Raw genomic sequence first — 17325 nt, forward strand, 5'->3', positions numbered from 1 at the left:
ACTGGAGGTGTGCGCAGAATGTTTGGTCTTATTAATAAAAATAAAAGATGGTATAGTCTTGCGTTGATTGTAATGATGTTGGTAACGATGATTTTACCAAATGCCGGAGTTCAAAAGGTATTTGCTGCTCCAGAGATTGTTGCGGGGTGGACCTTTTCCACAGCAGCTACGAGCCCTGTGGCAATCGCTGCGACCAGCGGAACCAATGCTAACTTAACGAATGCATTGTTTACGGTAAGCGGGGAGCGGGGAGTTAGTTACACGGCTTCGGACGCAACAGTTTACACTAGCGGCTGGCAAACAGTCGGAGGCTATTGGCAAGCGCAGCTCAGTACTAAGGGTTACTCCCAGCTAACCCTTACCTCTAAGCATTTCGGCACTGGAACAGGTCCGAAGGATTTTAAAATTCAATACAGTACAGATGGTACTACGTTCAATGATGTTCCTAACGGGTCGTATGTAAATACAGCTACGATTACAGCGGGTCCGGACAATCTTGCATTGCCTAGTGAAGTGAATGATAAGCCCACTGTCTATATTCGCTGGCTTAATTATACAACTAATCCTATTAGCAGCGGTACCGCGACCGGGAGTGGAGGCAACAGTAGAATCGCCGGCATCGTTATTAATGGCGTGAAAATGGGTCAAAGCCAAAGTGCTGCCCCTAATGCGAATAAAATCTCTTTTAATACGTTGACGAACGTTTCGAGCGTTAGCGGAGCTGTTTATGGCGGAGCTAATGTGAAGGTTTATCTTGCCGATAATTCCGTAGCAGGTACCGGAGCAGCGGACACAAACGGTGCTTTTAATATCACAATTAATAATCCCAATTCAGAGCGCAAAGTTTACATAACTTCTCTGGAGAGCGGAAAAACCGAAAGCAGTAAAGTATCTGTTGATTTTGGAGCGATTCCAAAAACGAATAATCCGGATGCAAGCAAAATTACTTTATTTGATGACTACACGACGCTAAAAGGTGCTCCGGGAGCCGTATATGGGCTTGCTGCTGTTAAAGTTTATTTACCGGACAATACGCTTGCAGGGACAACGAATGCACTGAGTGACGGTTCATTCAATTTGACGATCGGCAATACGGCTCACAGCACATCCGTATTAGTATCAGCGATGGCAAGCGGCAATGACGAAAGCGATAAAGTGACTGTATCCATTCAAAAAACATTAAAGCCGGATGCAAGCAAAATCGCATTTACAAAATCAACATCGGTGACTGGGTCCGCCGGAGCTGCTGCGAATAATGCCCAGATTAGCGTTTATTTCGATGACAATACAGTGGCCGGCACAACGGCTGCGACTGCGAACGGCTCGTTTAATCTAACCATTACGAACCCTGGAGGCAAAAATGCCGTATACGTAACCTCCAAAGAAACCGGTAAAATAGAAAGCGATAAAACAACGGTTAACGTATCCGTTCCCGGCGCATCTTATTCCCCGGGAGACGTTGTATTAAGCCAGCTTTATGTTAATGGTGGCAATGGCGGCGCATTCTACAAAACGAAGTTTTTTGAGCTGTACAATACAACAAATCAGGATATTAATTTTAACAATGAATGGGCCCTTATTTATACCTCAGCAACTGGAACGAGCTTTGGAGCAGGTAGTAAGCTGAATGGTACGATCAAGGCTCATGGATATTTTCTTGTAGCGGGAAGTACGGGGGGAACAGGTGCAAATCTTCCCGTAACAGCGGATCTAACGACCACTATTAATCCCAGTGGTTCTACGGGAGGCATTTTTGCCCTTGCTAATTCTATTACCGGTTTAAGCAGCCAAGATGATTCCAAAGCGATTGATATTGTGGCTTTTGGTAATGGGACTACCACCAGCTTCGCAACGAAAACAGATCACTGGGGCTCTCCAATCTATAACACGGGCATCGGAGGCGGGACCCTGCTGCGTAGAACCAATACAGGCTCCGATCCGAGGATTGCGTTTGGTTTAGGCAACGGATGGTTTACGAAAGACCCATCCAAGGATTTCGTAATAAATGCTCCTTCCAGCCCATCCCAGCCGGATGAAGTTATTATTCATAACTCTAAATTCATGACTTCACCGGATTCAACCTTAATTACCTTTACACAAGCTAGTGGGACCGCGTCCGTCTCAGGCGCAGCGAATGCCGTTCCGGCATCTGCTACAGTAAAAGTGTATTTGTATAATGGGGAAACCGTTTCATCCGTTCAACAAGCTACGGCAGCTGCCAACGGATCGTTCTCATTGAGTTTCTCTAATCCCGGCAACAATCAGTCGATTTATGTAACTCATACGGATTCGACTGAGCCGACCCCTGTTGAAAGCAAATATTCCCGAGTCAATGTAACGGGATATCCAAACGCGGTTACACCTATTGATCAATTACGCATCAATGATGTGAACGGCTTTCCATTAAATCTGGGCTATGCTGCGACCATTGAAGGAGTTGCGACTTCGAACAATAACGCACTTGGAGCCGAGAAGACCCATTTCTATATTCAAGACGCAACCGGCGGTATCAACATTATTGACGGTAAAGCTCCAGTGACCGCTATTCAGGCTGGCAACAAATTCAAAATTGACGGGCATGTTGTATTTACTGCCGGGACAACCCGATTTGTTCCGACAACAATTACTCATGTAGGCCCGGATCAAACTCCTGCTCCTCAATTAATCAGCTTGAATTCGATGAATAGCTATGCAACAGCAGAACCATTGGAAGGTAAGCTGGTCACGATCTCAGGAACAGTAACGAATATACCTTCATCCGGTCCGGATTATGACATTTCCATCACCGATGATGCAGGAAATTTATCCATTGTACGTATATTAGGGACTTCCGGCATTGATGTAAGTAATGGAGCAATTGAACAAGGAGGAACCTATGCCTTTACAGGTATCGTGGGTCAATCCAAAAACAGTTCTCCTTTTAAAAGTGGATATTATGTGCTTCCAAGGTCGGCTTCCGATGTAAAAGGGGAGCTGCAGTTCACACATACTCCGCTAGTCAAAGCTTATATCGGAATAGATGTTTCCTTTACTGCCGCTGCTAAAAATGCGGATTCCGTTACATTGTATTATAAAGGGACGGCAGACTCGACTTTTAACCCGATTATTATGAGCTCGGCAGACGGTAAGAGCTACAATGGAAAAATACCGCAAGCAAGTATGCCAGCTGGTAAATTGTTATATTACATCGAAGCAAAAGGGAACGGAAAGACACTATCTTCCGGGGACTTTAACAATCCGATCAGCATTGATGTTGTAGAAGACAAAGACGGTCCTGCATATACGAATGCATCACCTGCAAATGGTGAAAGCGTTGATACAGGCCACCCTGTTATTTCTGTAGCTTTAGATGATCCTAACGGGGTAAACACGTCATCAGTCAGCATAAAAATCGATGGCAATGATTTCACTTCAAAAGCGGCCATATCTGAAAAAGATATCAAGTTAGCTTTGACCTCAGACAATGATCTATCTGTAGGCGTTCATACAGTTGCTGTCTCAGCTAAAGATAAGCTTGGTAATTTATCCGCTTATTCCTGGAGCTTTGAAGTACTGCAAAGATTTATCGGAGGCAATCATTACAGGGGAACGACCCATAATCATACCAATATTTCGCATGATGCGGATGGTGCGCCTGAAGACGCCTTAAAGGCAGCGGAGAAATATCAATATGACTGGTTTGCCTTTTCCGATCATTCCCATGACATTGATTCAAGTCTTGTAGGTAAAGATTCCGTAGATCATAACGGAATGAAAGAGCGTTCAGGCGGAGCGAATTGGCAGCTAACTAAAGATTTGGCCAATCGCTATACGAAAAACGGAAGCTTTGTAGTCTTTCCGGCATTTGAAATGACTTCAACAACATGGGGCCATTCCAATGTGTTTGGAACAAGTAATTTTATTGATCGCGTAGAAGAAGGCGGAACCTACCAGGATCTCAAAAATTATTACAGCTGGGTTTTGACATATGACAACATCGTAGCTCAATTCAATCATCCTGCGATGTCTGCAAATGCATTTGCAAACTTTATTCCCTACGATAAAAAAGTGGACAAGCTGTTCACAATGCTTGAAGTAGGTAATGGTTCGGGCAAATACTCGTATGCGAATGCTCAGGATAAGTTTTTTAATGCGCTTGATTTAGGCTGGCACGTTGCTCCTACATACGGAGAGGACAACCATGACGCAACCTGGGGACAAACCAAAAACCGTACTGTAATTGTAGCTAACGACCTTAGTCAGGAATCCCTTCTTGATGCAATGAGAAAAATGCGCGTATACATGTCCGAAGATCCTAACTTCAAGCTGGATGTTTTGGCAAGCGGCTATTATATGGGTTCAACAGTGGATACCAAAACATTGGAATTTAATATAACCGGCAGTGACCCTGTATTGGAAGCTTCCTCAGATCCCAAATACAGCTATCTGAAAACAACCTCCAATGATAATATCTCGAAGGTTGAGTTGATCACGAATGGTGGAAGAGTCGTAGACAGCTATATTCCAACTTCCGATTCTACATCGTTTAATTGGAAACCGAGCTTTACCGTTTTGGGCGGTCAGCAATGGTTTGTTGTTAGAGTTACACAAAAAGACGGAGATCGCATCTATTCTTCACCAATCTGGTCTCCAAACCAAGATCTAGCTGTACAAGTAAGCAATGTTGATGCAACCGAAGGAGCCATTATTGGTGGACTTCCTGCCGACTTAAAAGCAGGAATCAGCAATCAAGGAAGCATTAATGTAAGTAATTTAGTTGCTCATTTTTATTACGACAGCATCGATTCCCAGCATTTCATAGGAGATGCAACGATTGATTCGCTTCCGGCCAACACTTCTGGCTCAGCGAGTGTGAAGTGGTCAAATCCGGTCGTTGGAGAGCATAAGGTTATTATTGTGCTTGAGGCCAAAGACGGGCATGATCTTGGGAACAATAAATTTGAACAGCAATTTACGATTAAAGCGCCACTAGGTAAAATCATACTGATCGACGCTACCCATCAAAATGAGAATACTACATTAGATGCCGGTTCGTATAAAGATAATTTGAAATTATTTACGGTTATGATGAGAAAGCAAGGGTATACAGTGCTTGAAAATACGGCACAGATCACGGATCAAGTGTTAAGCAACGTGAACGTATTGATGGTTACGCATCCTGCTTCTGCCTACACGACGAATGAAGTTTCAACAATTAATAAGTTTATATCTAACGGTGGGTCGCTATTGCTGACTGAAAAAAGTAATTTTGGCGGCTCCAATCAAAATGCAAACAGCTTATTGTCTGGAATAGGCTCTAGTATTCAAGTAAATAATGATGGCGTATTTGATGAAACAAAGGAGGGAAACTTCTGGAGCACTCCTTTGACATCCAATTTCTCTGTGCGGCTGCATCCGACACCGGTAAATAACAATTTAACGGATTTTGTTCCAACGATTGAATATTATAGTGGAGCAAGCTTGGCCGGAATTGGCGGGGCAGGAAATAAAGTTGCACTTAAGGACAGCAGCTCCGTAACGGTTCTCGTAAGAGGGAACGAATCTACATTCCAGGATACGCCAAGTGTTAAGTCTGATGCGGTTCCTTACAATGTATTCACGGCTAATGGGAAAAACGGTCCGCCCCTGGATTCAATAACCGGTGGAACGGCAATACCATTAATCGCTTCAGAAACAATTGGGAATAGTCGGATAATCGTTACTGGGATGAATATTTTCAATGATAAACAAATGGATGAGACGTACAATCCGAAGGGGAACGATCCTTTCGCGCTTAACGCAATCAATTGGTTATCTCATCTTGAATCCAAGGTGCTCCCTATTGGTGAGGCTCGTACAAAGCCTGAGGGTACGGAAGCAATAATTCAAGGTAAAGTAACGACCACAGCGTTCTATGACGCCGTTTATGTTCAGGATGAAACTGGCGGTATCATGGCATTTAACGAAGTGCCGGCCGGAAGCCTTGCAGTTGGGGACACCGTTCGGATATACGGGCACATTAAAATATTCGAGAATAATACAGAGCTGGAGTTTGATAAGTTTTCAAACAGTATTGTTAAACTCAACACATCTCCTGGAGCTCCGGTTGTTCCTAAAGCCGTCAGCACACTGGAGGCATATGCTGAAGCTAATCAGGGCCAATTAGTTAAAGTCACTGGTAAGGTCACAGAGATACCGGATGGTAACTCTTATATTATTAACGATGGTTCAGGAGCTGTCCTGGTTTTTGCGGATGGATATATTATCAATCAAACCGGACCTATTCCGAAGCTCCAAAAGGGAGATACGCTTGAAGCGGTTGGTCTTACTGGTAAATATGCCGATGGCAAACGTGTTCGGGTGAGAGATACGAGGGAGCTAAAAGCATTATCGCTCTCTGGCCGAACAGCAGCAGAAGTAGCGGCAGAGATCACAGCCGTAGCGGCACCGGCGAAAGACGCGACAAGCATAACGCTGCCAAGCGTACCGGCGGGCTATACAATTGCGATCAAAACATCGAGCCATCCGGAAGTGATAGCAACGAATGGAACTATTGTGCCGCAAGGGACGGAGACGATTGTAAACCTCGTGTTTACAATCACGAGAACCTCGGACAACACGACAGCGGACACAGCCAGTCTTGCAGTCATCGTACCGGCGACTACAAACGTTAACTTAAAGTCGCTGCAATTAAGTGGTGCAACGATTAATTTCTCAAAGGACAAATCGGAATATACGCTGAGTGTGGGAAATAACGTAAGCAGCGTAAGCGTTACGGCAGCCGCAGACGATTCAACCGCCATCCTGGAAATTAACGGGGATACGGCGAGCAGTAAAGAATTCAATCTGTCTGAAGGTTTAAACACAATTACGGTAAAAGTAACAGCAAAAGACGGAACAGCACGAAAAATATACACCTTGCTGATTACAAGAGCGGTTTCTATAACAGTAACCAATACGCCAGTGCAAGTAACAACAGAGCCAGTAAGTTTAATCATTCCATCAGGGGTGACTAATGCCAAAGTACAAGTCACACCTACTACAGTAGGAGATACTAAACAAGCTACTATGCCTTTGGTGGAAGCGAAGGAAACAACTTCAATAGGCGAGGTTAGCCTCTCCCTGCCTTCCGGAGTAACTATTTCCGCTCCCGCCGCTTGGGATGGAACGATTAAGCTGCCAGAGGTTCTGTCAAACAATAGTGTTGCTGCAACCAACGGAATTGTAAGTGCAGTAATCGAGGTCGGTGTACCGGAGCTAACATTAACTTTTGACAAAGCTGTAAGGCTGTTAATACCTAACCAAGCAGGAAAATCAGCCGGATTTGTTAGAGACGGAGTCATCGCACCAATTACTAACACGCTAACAGCGGATACTCAAGAAGAGGCTGACAGTAAACTTTCGGCTGGTGGAGAGGCGAAAATCGATGTAGGCAACGACCTAGTAATTTGGACGAAGCATTTCACCAAATTTGTTAGCTATACCGAGTCCCAGCCTACTTCAAGCAGCGGCTCACATCGTGGGGGAGGAGCATCGGCTGTTAACACGGATATGATTTCTGCAGCTGTTGGCGGAACCATTATTAATAATGGAGTCAAGATTGCCATTCCGGCAGATGCAATCAATTCCGACATTAAAGTGACCGTAGAGAAAGTAACTAACACGGCCGACCTAGCTACAGATGCAACCCTCAAGCTGGTAAGTGATATCTTTGAAATTAAGAAGGACAAAGAGAATCCATTTACCAAAGCTATTTCGATCAGCTTGCCTTTCGATAAGACGAAGGTTGACACTGAAAAGTCAAAATTGTCGATTTATTGGCTCGATGAAACAGAACGGAAATGGACTTCATTAGATAGTCCGCAAGTGGATATCGTTAATGGTGTAGTAACCGGTTCTGTAAATCACTTAACAAAATTCGCTGTTTTCTCAACCAACATTCAAGACGCATCAACATCAACACCAACTAAACCTGCTTCTTTGGATCTAACGGATATTAAAGGCCACTGGGCAGAGAATAGTATTCGTGAATTAATTAAGGCAGGCGCAATTGATGGATATCCAAACGGAACGTTCGGACCCGAAAGAAATATCACCCGTGCCGAATTTGCAGCAGCAATGGTAAAGGCTTTAGGCCTTAAGGAAAAGAGTGGGAAAATATTCGCGGATACCGCTAACCACTGGGCTAAAAAGTCAATTGAAACCGCCGCGGCCTATGAAATCATCTCGGGCTTTAGCGATAATTCCTTTGGACCAGATGATTTGATTACCCGTGAACAGATGGCTGCAATGGTTGTCCGCGCGGCTAAGCTGCCAATGATGACGAGTGGAACCAAATTTACAGACAGCTCGGACATTTCAGAGTGGGCCAAACTGGAAGTGGACGCTGCAGCAGCCAATGGTACAGTGAATGGGTATGCAAATGGAACATTCAAACCAAAAGCAAATGCAACGCGCGCTGAAGCTGTAACCGTCATTTTAAAAGCAATAAAGAAATAAACAGATTTCATAAGTTGATAGCTGTCCCAAAAGAATAGATTCAGACAAACTAAAAGTTCCACAAATTGTAAAAAAAGAACCTTAATCACCATTGTAAAACGGGGATTAAGGTTCTTTTTTGGCTAAATAGGTCTGGGTTTTACAAGGATGCTGTTTTGTTAGGGGTCATGTTTTGATCTTTGGCTTCACTGACATTCTTTAACACGTTAATGGTAAACAGGACTACAGCAATAGCGGTCAAAGTCCCGCCCATCGCAACTACAGGCTCCGCGGCTTCCACTCCATTAAGAAGGAACACAAGCCCGATCATCATTATCGGCAATCCGATATTGTGCAGCCAGAAATGGATTTTTCCCAGTATGGAAGAGGCAGCCTTCGGAAATACATGGTACACAAAACCCGCTAATGCAAGTGAAACCCAGCCAACCAAATTGATATGGGCATGTACAGAAGCGAATTGAAATTGGTGCGTGATGGACATAAACATTCCAAAAAACACACCTACAACAAAATAAACAGAAGCAATTTTTATTAACTTAGCACCCATAAGACAACTCCTCTTCAAGTATTTAACAAAATTCGATCCAGATTAGAGAACCCCTCAGCCCTCTTAATTATGGGCAATACCCTGGTGGAACCAAAAGAGTCTTAGCTCCTGCATTTTACATGACCAAGTAATGAACATCTATGATCGGGTCATCTTGGGTTGCGCTTATCCGCTTCGACAAGGGGTACTTTTCTGGATCCTGTACATATCGCAGGGAAGGCTTCAACAATTGAGTAAGGGCTCGATATTACCATTCGTTATTTCACTAAAAATGCAAGTGTCGCCTATAGAAAGGATAAATTCGACCTATAAACGATATGCAAACTTCCTTTAAACTTGTACCCATGAGTAGTGAAATGGATTAATAAAGGAGCATATTCGAATGACATTTGAGGTTGAGCCGACGGAAGGAAATAGTGAATGGTTTACTAATGACCGTTTCGGTTTGTTTATCCATTGGGGACTATATTCATTGGCTGCCAGACATGAATGGCTGCAGTCACGGGAGAAATTAAGCGGGGAGAAGTATAGCAGCAAATATTTTAACCGGTTTGATCCGGATTTATATGACCCTGAGCTGTGGGCGCAGCTAGCAGCTGATGCAGGCATGAAATATTTCGTGGTAACGACCAAACATCATGAAGGCTTTTGCTTGTGGGACAGTAAGCTTACCGATTACAAAGCGACCAAGTCGCCTGCCGGGCGCGACGTTCTGAGACCGATGATTGATGCATTTAGAAGCAGGGATATGAAGGTCGGATTGTACTATTCCTTGATTGACTGGCATCATAAGCACTATACCGTTGATACCAAGCATCCGCTCCGTCTTGATCCGGAATTTATAGCTGGAAGCAAAGAACTGGATTTCTCAATTTATCGCGATTATTTATACGGTCAAACGAAAGAGCTAATGACGGAGTTCGGCAAAATAGACCTGATGTTTTATGATTTTTCATTTCCTTCGGAGAATGGATTGCCCGGTAAAGGCAAGGAGGATTGGGGCAGTGAAGAATTAATTCGTTTGATCCGGTCCAGGCAGCCGGGCATTTTACTGAATGATCGCCTCCAGGTTGGAGGAGATATAACAACGCCGGAGCAGTATATGCCTACCAAGTGGGTTCAGGTGAACGGCAAGCGCGTCGTATGGGAAACCTGCCATACCTTCAGCGGTTCATGGGGCTACCATCGAGAAGAGGAAACATGGAAAAGCGTGGACGTCTTAGTCAAAATGCTGATAGATGCAGTGAGCCGCGGGGGGAATCTGCTGTTGAACGTTGGTCCTACCGGGCGTGGTGAGTTTGATGAACGGGCCATAGACAGGTTAAAAGGAATTGGCGAATGGATGAAACGGCATAGCCGCTCGATTTATGGATGCACGCAGGCACCTGATACCTTGGAGTGCCCTCAAGATTGCCGCTTGACGTATAACCCGCAAACAAATCGTATGTACGTGCATGTGTACAGCTGGCCATTCAAAAATATTCAGCTTCACGGCTTGGCGGGCAAGGTCGAATATGCCCAGTTGCTGAACGATGCTTCCGAAATTAGGTTCAAGCAAGGCTTTGTGGCAAGCGGTATAGATAACGGAGCCTTCAAGGAAGGCAGGGACGAGAATACACTCGTATTGTCTCTGCCTGTTAAGAAGCCGAATGTGACCGTTCCGGTAATTGAATTGTTTTTAAAATAAATGAACTTAAGAGTCTATGGGACGATAGACTTTCGTGAATATTTATTCATATGGTTATGGAGGGATAAGGGAATGGTACGGAAAGTTTACGGCCGCCTTTGAAATTAAGTTGTTACCGCAAGCTATATTAAAGACAACTTAAATTTCCCGGGGTCCCCGCAAAGTATTCGGAATCCTCTCCAACGCATAATCTTCACTTTGTGGGGTAGAGTAGCGGTGGAGTAGCATCCCTTTTCTGTAATAACCAATATGGTGGATAGATATTCACGAGCTTGCTTTCATCTGAATAGACTCCTAAGTCTGGCCAGGGAGGATTATGCAATTATGAAAGGCATTACACTTGCTTATGATCACAATCCCGCCCCGCGGGTGAATATGGGAATCCAACTGCTCAAACAAGCACTGCAGGATTCTGGATACGATGTATTCGAAGAAGCGGTATCCTGGACATGGGATAGCTATCGGTCGATAGCTGGAAGAAAGCTGTTTGTCGGGAACCGCAGCGAATCTCAGTTTCTTCAACAATTGGAAGAACGTGATGTTCTGCTGTACCACACGGAACCCCCGGAGGGAGAAGGCTTCTATGCAGTCTCGTGTCCAGGAAACATGGTTGCTGTTTCCGGAGGTAACGACTCGGGGGTATTATACGGCTGTTTGGAGCTTGCTGAGCGTATTCGCACTGCGGGGCTGCTGCCGGAAGATATCGCTTATGGGGATGCGCCACGGTTTGCCCTGAGGGGGCCGGCTATCGGCCTGCAGAAAACAACAGTTGAGCCGCCGCGCCAAACCTATGAGTACCCGTTGACGCCTGGCCGATTTCCATGGTTTTATGATCGTGGCTTATGGCTGGATTTCCTCGATATGATGCTGGAACAGCGCTGCAACATTTTTTATTTATGGACCGGTCATCCGTTCTCTTCTTTGGTTCGATTGGAGGATTATCCCGAAGCGCTCGAGGTTACGGAAGAGGAGTTTGCTCTGAATGTGGAGACCTTCCGCTGGTTGACGGAAGAGGCGGATAAACGGGGCATATGGGTTGTGCTCAAATTTTATAACATTCATATTCCTCTGCCGTTTGCGGAGAAGCATGGCTTGAAGCTGCATCAACCCAAGCCGCTGCCATTAACCAGCGATTATTATAAGAAGTCCATTTCCGCATTTGTCCAATCGTTTCCGAACGTAGGGCTCATGGTGTGCCTTGGGGAAGCGCTGCAAGGGCAAATTTACGGCGTGGAATGGTTTAACGAAACGATTATAGCCGGTGTGCTCGAAGGGCTGAAGGATCTGAACGTTAAAGAGAAGCCGCCGATTATTTTACGCTCACACGCCATTGAACCGCAAAAGGTTATCGAAGCGGCGCTGCCGCTTTATCCGAACTTATTTACGGAAGCCAAATATAACGGTGAATCTTTGACGACCTACACGCCGCGGGGCAAATGGAAGGACATTCATAATCGCCTTGGCTCCATGAAAACTGTACATATCGTCAATGTGCACATCCTTGCTAACCTGGAGCCCTTTCGTTACGGATCACCATCCTTTATCCAGAAAAGCATGCAGGCTGCCAAATACCGGCTCAAAGCGAATGGGCTGCACCTGTACCCACTCTTTTTCTGGGATTGGCCCTTTGCACCCGATAAAGTTGAGCCAAGACTGAGACAATTGGACCGTGACTGGATTTGGTTCGCTTCCTGGTTTCGATATGCATGGAATCCCGATCGTGAACCGCAAGCAGAACGACAATACTGGATTGGAGTGCTGGGGCAAAGATACGGCAGTTTTGAGGCGGGCGAAGCTATACTTGATGCGTATGATGCCTCAGGGGAATGTGCGCCTAAGCTGCTGCGCAGATTTGGCATTACGGAGGGCAACCGCCAGACGATGAGCCTGGGAATGACGATGAGTCAGCTGACGAACCCTGACCGTCATATGCCATGGGCGGATTTATGGGAATCGCAGGCGCCTCAGGGCGAACGTTTGGAGGACTATATAACAAGAGAGCTGGCGGGCGAAGCACATATCGGAGAAACACCGCCGGAAATTATAGCGGATGCAAAGCGTCATGCGTCGGATGCTGTACGGGCAATTGAACGTGCGCAATGTTCGGTAACAAGCAATCTGGACGAATTTCAGCGTTTGGCGAGCGATATGTATGCACTTCAGCATATGGTCGAGGTGTATGTGCAGAAGGTTCAGGCCGCTATGCTCATATTGACCTATAAACATACGGTCCATGGGGAGTTTTTTAATGGGCTTGACTTGCTGGAGCAAGCAGCCATGCATTTGGAAACTGGCTTGGAAAGCTATCGGGAGCTGACCCGTATAACCGAGCAGACGTATCTGTTTGCTAACAGCATGCAGACCCCTCAACGAAAGGTTCCTGTTCGCAACGGTCTTGAATTCGGACATTGGAAGCAATGCTTGCCGATCTATGAAACAGAGCTAAACCAATTCAAGCTGCATCTGGAGGAATTGAAAGCAGGTACACTGCCGGAGGCACTACAAAACTTGAAGGAACCTATTGTTCCTTACCGGGAAGTACATTTTAAGCTGCTGTCTGACGATGCAGAGCTGTTCCGTGTGGAGAAAGGGACTCATGTATTTACGGATGGAGATATTCATATCGTCAGCTGTGCGGAGGAATTGAATGGATTGACGGGGATCCGCTTTGGACAAATGGAAGCAGGGTTGAAAGGGATCACACTTGATATTGAGCTGGAGCAGCCTTCACAAGTGCTGATCGGGTATTTCAATAATAAGGATCAGCAGTGGCTTCAAGCACCAAGCCTGGAAGAAAATACACATGCGGACGATATGGGCGGATACGCTCCGGTTCTGCGTAAGGGACTCCGCTTGTATGCTTATCCTTCTGTAAATGTACACGCTTTTAACTATGAAGCGGGACGCCATACGTTAGACTTTGGCAGAGGAGCCTACTTGATTCTCGGCATAGTCCCTATAGATCAAGTTATGCGGCCGCGTGATGTGGAGCATAAGAACGATGGCGTCGACACTTTGGATTGGTTGTACGAATAGCGCAATAATCAGCAGCAAAGGTAAACGAGGAGGGGGAGTTTATGCCCGGCAAGAAACTGACACTTTGGTACAAACAGCCTGCTCGCAGCTGGTTTGAAGCTCTTCCTGTCGGCAACGGCCGGTTAGGGGGTATGGTGTATGGGGGAGCAGACCGTGAACGTATCGTTTTGAACGAAGATACACTCTGGTCGGGAGAACCAAGGGAAACCATTCGTTTCGATGCGGAACGTCATTTAGACTCTGCGCGTGAATTCATATTTTCGAGAAAGTACACGGAAGCGGAAGCCATAATTGAACAATACATGGAAGGGCCTGATATTGAATCCTACATGCCGTTAGGTGATGTAGAGCTTATTTTCGATACGGCTGGCGAGATTTCTGAATACCGAAGGGAACTGGATTTGGATGAAGGTATGGTGCGGGTGAGCTACCGTATGGATGGCGGCTTATGTACGAGAGAAATATTCGTCTCTGCGGTAGATCAAGTGATGGTCATACGTTTGAATAGCGAGAACAAGACCAGCTTTACCGCTATACTGCATAGTCCGCTGCAATATTCGGTTCGCCGTTTGTCAGGAAACTCTATCACACTTGGTGGCCGAGCGCCTGCTCATGTTCTTCCCAATACAGTGAAATCCTCGGAGCCTGTGCAATATGAGGATGGAAAAGGAATGAGCTTTGAAATTCAATTACAGGCATCGGCTAATCATGGCAAGGTAGAGGTCAACGGAGGACGTATAACGGTCAGCGGCAAGGGTGAGATCACCCTAATCTTAAGCGCAGCAACGAGCTACAACGGGTTCGATAAAAATCCGGCCACATCGGGTAAAAATCCATCCGAGCTGTGCAGCACATGGCTTAGGGCAGCAAATCAGCAAGGATATGAACGGTTGAAGGAGCGCCACAGGGACGATTATTCAGCTCTATTCGGTAGAGTCGAGCTTGAGCTGTGCGGTGAGGATAAGAGCAGTCTACCTACGGATGAGCGAATCAAAGATGTCCGAAACGGGAATGGTGATCCTGGATTATATGTATTATTTTTCCAGTATGCGAGATATTTGCTCATTTCCAGCTCCCGCCCCGGTTCGCAGCCGGCGAATTTACAGGGAATATGGAACGACAAGATGCAGCCTCCATGGTGCAGCAGTTGGACGACCAACATTAATATTGAGATGAACTATTGGCCTGCGGAGGCGGGCAATCTTGCTGAATGCCATGAGCCGCTGTTTGAGCTGATCGAGGGATTAAGAATCACTGGGCGGAAGGTGGCGGCAGTCCATTATCGCTGCCGGGGCTGGACCGCGCATCACAATATCGACTTATGGCGCACGGCAACGCCCGTTGGTGGCTCGCCTAGCTGGGCATTCTGGCCGATGGCGGGAGCGTGGCTGTGCCAACATTTGTGGGAGCATTATGCTTTCAGCCAGGATGAAGCGTTTCTTAGGCGAGCGTTTCCGGCCATTAAGGAAGCTGCCCTTTTCTGCCTCGACTGGCTCGTCGAGGGCCCGGATGGCCATCTAGTTACATGCCCGTCCACCTCGCCGGAAAATTTCTTTATCACACCGGATGGACAGTCTAGCAGTGTGACGAAAGCTTCGACAATGGATTTGCTGCTGATCAGGGATTTATTTACGCACTGCATAGAAGCAGGTCAGCTTTTACAGCTGGACTCTGCATTAAGAGAGCAGCTCCAGAATGCCCTGCTGCGACTTCCCCCTTTGCGTATAGGTTCCTTCGGACAGCTGCAGGAATGGGATGAGGATTTTGAAGAGCAGGAACCGGGTCATCGTCACATCGGGCATTTGATCGCACTTCATCCGTTGGATCACGTAACATTGCACGGAGAGCCCGGGCTGGCGCAAGCATGCAGGTCAACGCTTGAACGGCGTTTAGCCCATGGGGGTGCGCATACAGGCTGGAGCTGCGCCTGGACCGTGAACTTCTGGGCAAGGCTGGGCGAGCCCGAGGAAGCAAGCCGCTTCCTGCATGCTTTGCTGGCAGGGCTTCATCCGAACATGATGAATGCTCACCGGCATCCGAAGGTAAAGCAGAATATTTTCCAAATAGATGGAAATTTTGGCGGGATGTCGGGCATGGTTGAGATGCTTCTGCAAAGCCATGCAGGCATAATTCGACTCTTGCCGGCGCTGCCTTCCGAGTGGAGCGGTGGAGCTGTTAAAGGACTTAGAGCCCGAGGAGGCTTCGAGATAGATATGGCTTGGGACAATGGGATGCTGTCACGAGCTTTCATTAGGTCGAATGCGGGCAAGATATGCAGTCTATGGTCAGAACAGCCTATACAAGTGCTGCTGGATGGGCATATTATTCGTCCGGCTGCGGAGGGACGGAGGTTTATTACATTTGAAACCCGTGCCGGACAATGTTTCGAAATCATCTCTTTACCGGAGTTCAAAGATTGCTATGAAGCTGAAGAGAGATTAGGATTGCAGGCTTCATCACAAACGCAGGGAGAGTATTAAGAATGAACTATATTCATGCTGTAAGTGAATTCATTTTCGAGGATGAGAGGCCGTTTCTCAGCTGTCATGCCTCCACATTGGAGCTGCTTCCAGGGGGAGAAATTATTGCAGCGTGGTTCGGCGGGACGAAGGAGAAGGCTGGAGATGTTGCCATCTGGATTTCGCACAGAGGCAATGATGGATGGTCTAAGCCCATTAAGGTAGCCGATCAAGAGAATGTACCTCATTGGAATCCGGTTCTATTCAGGAGACCTGATGGCATCCTATTCTTATATTACAAGGTTGGAAATGATATTGAGCATTGGGAAACGCTGGTCATTCAATCCGCGGACAACGGGCGTTCATGGACAGTCCCGGCACCGTTAGTGGATGGGGATCGAGGCGGCAGAGGTCCCGTGAAAAATAAACCGATAGTTCTGCATAACGGAACCATCGTTGCTCCGGCCTCGCTGGAACCTGCGTGGGATGCGTTTGTTGACCTTTCATCGGATGGAGGAGCAACCTGGACCCGCAGTGAAACAGTTCCCATAGACCGCAGCAGCTTGAAGGGCTTAAAGGGCCAGGGGATTATTCAGCCGACCCTATGGGAATCGGAGCCAGGCATATTGCATATGCTCCTCCGGAGTACAGAAGGGGTCATTTACCGCAGTGATTCTGTAGATGGGGGGAGGAAATGGCGTTCAGCCTATCCCACTGAATTGCCTAATAATAATAGCGGTATTGACCTCGTGAAGCTGGGTGACGGGGTGCTTGCTCTGGTTTATAACCCTACACAATTGGAGGAAGGGAAGCATAAGGGGCCGAGAACTCCTCTTGTGATCCGATTTTCTAATGACAACGGCTTTACCTGGGAAAATGAAATGCTGCTGGATCAAGGCGAAAAGCAATATTCGTATCCGGCCATAATAGCGGATGGGGATGATTTGTATATTACGTATACTTGGAAAAGGGAACGGATAGCCTTCCATAAACTAACCAAATGGTTTGGGTATGATCGCCCTATACAATGAGTTAATAAACACCCACAATTTTACAATGCAGTGTTGTATAATACGTCTGAAGGTTATATACACCACCATACGAAGCCGAGATGGAGG

6 protein-coding genes are annotated in these 17325 nt (G+C 46.4%); 5 read left to right on the forward strand and 1 reads right to left on the reverse strand.

The features are described 5' to 3' along the window. Positions 1-18 precede the first annotated feature (18 nt). The gene (locus NV381_RS08475) at positions 19-8478 is read left to right on the forward strand and encodes an S-layer homology domain-containing protein (protein WP_258212838.1); all 8460 of its coding nucleotides are present in this window, start codon (positions 19-21) and stop codon (positions 8476-8478) included. A gap of 139 nt (positions 8479-8617) precedes the next feature. Here NV381_RS08475 and NV381_RS08480 read toward each other — a convergent pair whose 3' ends face one another. Next, positions 8618-9025 (reverse strand): cbb3-type cytochrome c oxidase subunit I, encoded by a 408-nt coding sequence (locus tag NV381_RS08480; protein ID WP_258212839.1) that lies wholly within the window; start codon positions 9023-9025, stop codon positions 8618-8620. Between the two features lie 382 nt (positions 9026-9407). Between NV381_RS08480 and NV381_RS08485 the strand changes: the two genes are divergently transcribed. From NV381_RS08485 to NV381_RS08500, 4 genes are all read left to right on the forward strand, one after another. Further along, positions 9408-10712 (forward strand): alpha-L-fucosidase, encoded by a 1305-nt coding sequence (locus tag NV381_RS08485; protein WP_258212840.1) that lies wholly within the window; start codon positions 9408-9410, stop codon positions 10710-10712. Between the two features lie 324 nt (positions 10713-11036). Then, complete coding sequence (locus NV381_RS08490; RefSeq protein ID WP_258212841.1) at positions 11037-13748, forward strand: hypothetical protein; 2712 nt, start codon at positions 11037-11039, stop codon at positions 13746-13748. Between the two features lie 41 nt (positions 13749-13789). Further along, on the forward strand, positions 13790-16228 hold the full coding sequence (locus tag NV381_RS08495) for a glycoside hydrolase family 95 protein (protein WP_258212842.1): 2439 nt from the start codon (positions 13790-13792) through the stop codon (positions 16226-16228). Between the two features lie 2 nt (positions 16229-16230). Then, positions 16231-17238, forward strand: coding sequence for a sialidase family protein (locus tag NV381_RS08500; RefSeq protein ID WP_258212843.1), 1008 nt, complete (start codon positions 16231-16233; stop codon positions 17236-17238). Positions 17239-17325 lie beyond the last annotated feature (87 nt).

The organism is Paenibacillus radicis (ex Xue et al. 2023), assembly GCF_024722015.1.
In the GTDB taxonomy this organism is placed as follows: Bacteria; Bacillota; Bacilli; order Paenibacillales; family NBRC-103111; genus Paenibacillus_S.

Bases quoted from the DNA above. Each gene is read 5' to 3' on its own strand.
- NV381_RS08475 (WP_258212838.1), top strand. From the start codon at position 19: ATGTTTGGTCTTATTAATAAAAATAAAAGATGGTATAGTCTTGCGTTG.
- NV381_RS08480 (WP_258212839.1), bottom strand. From the start codon at position 9,025: ATGGGTGCTAAGTTAATAAAAATTGCTTCTGTTTATTTTGTTGTAGGT.
- NV381_RS08485 (WP_258212840.1), top strand. From the start codon at position 9,408: ATGACATTTGAGGTTGAGCCGACGGAAGGAAATAGTGAATGGTTTACT.
- NV381_RS08490 (WP_258212841.1), top strand. From the start codon at position 11,037: ATGAAAGGCATTACACTTGCTTATGATCACAATCCCGCCCCGCGGGTG.
- NV381_RS08495 (WP_258212842.1), top strand. From the start codon at position 13,790: ATGCCCGGCAAGAAACTGACACTTTGGTACAAACAGCCTGCTCGCAGC.
- NV381_RS08500 (WP_258212843.1), top strand. From the start codon at position 16,231: ATGAACTATATTCATGCTGTAAGTGAATTCATTTTCGAGGATGAGAGG.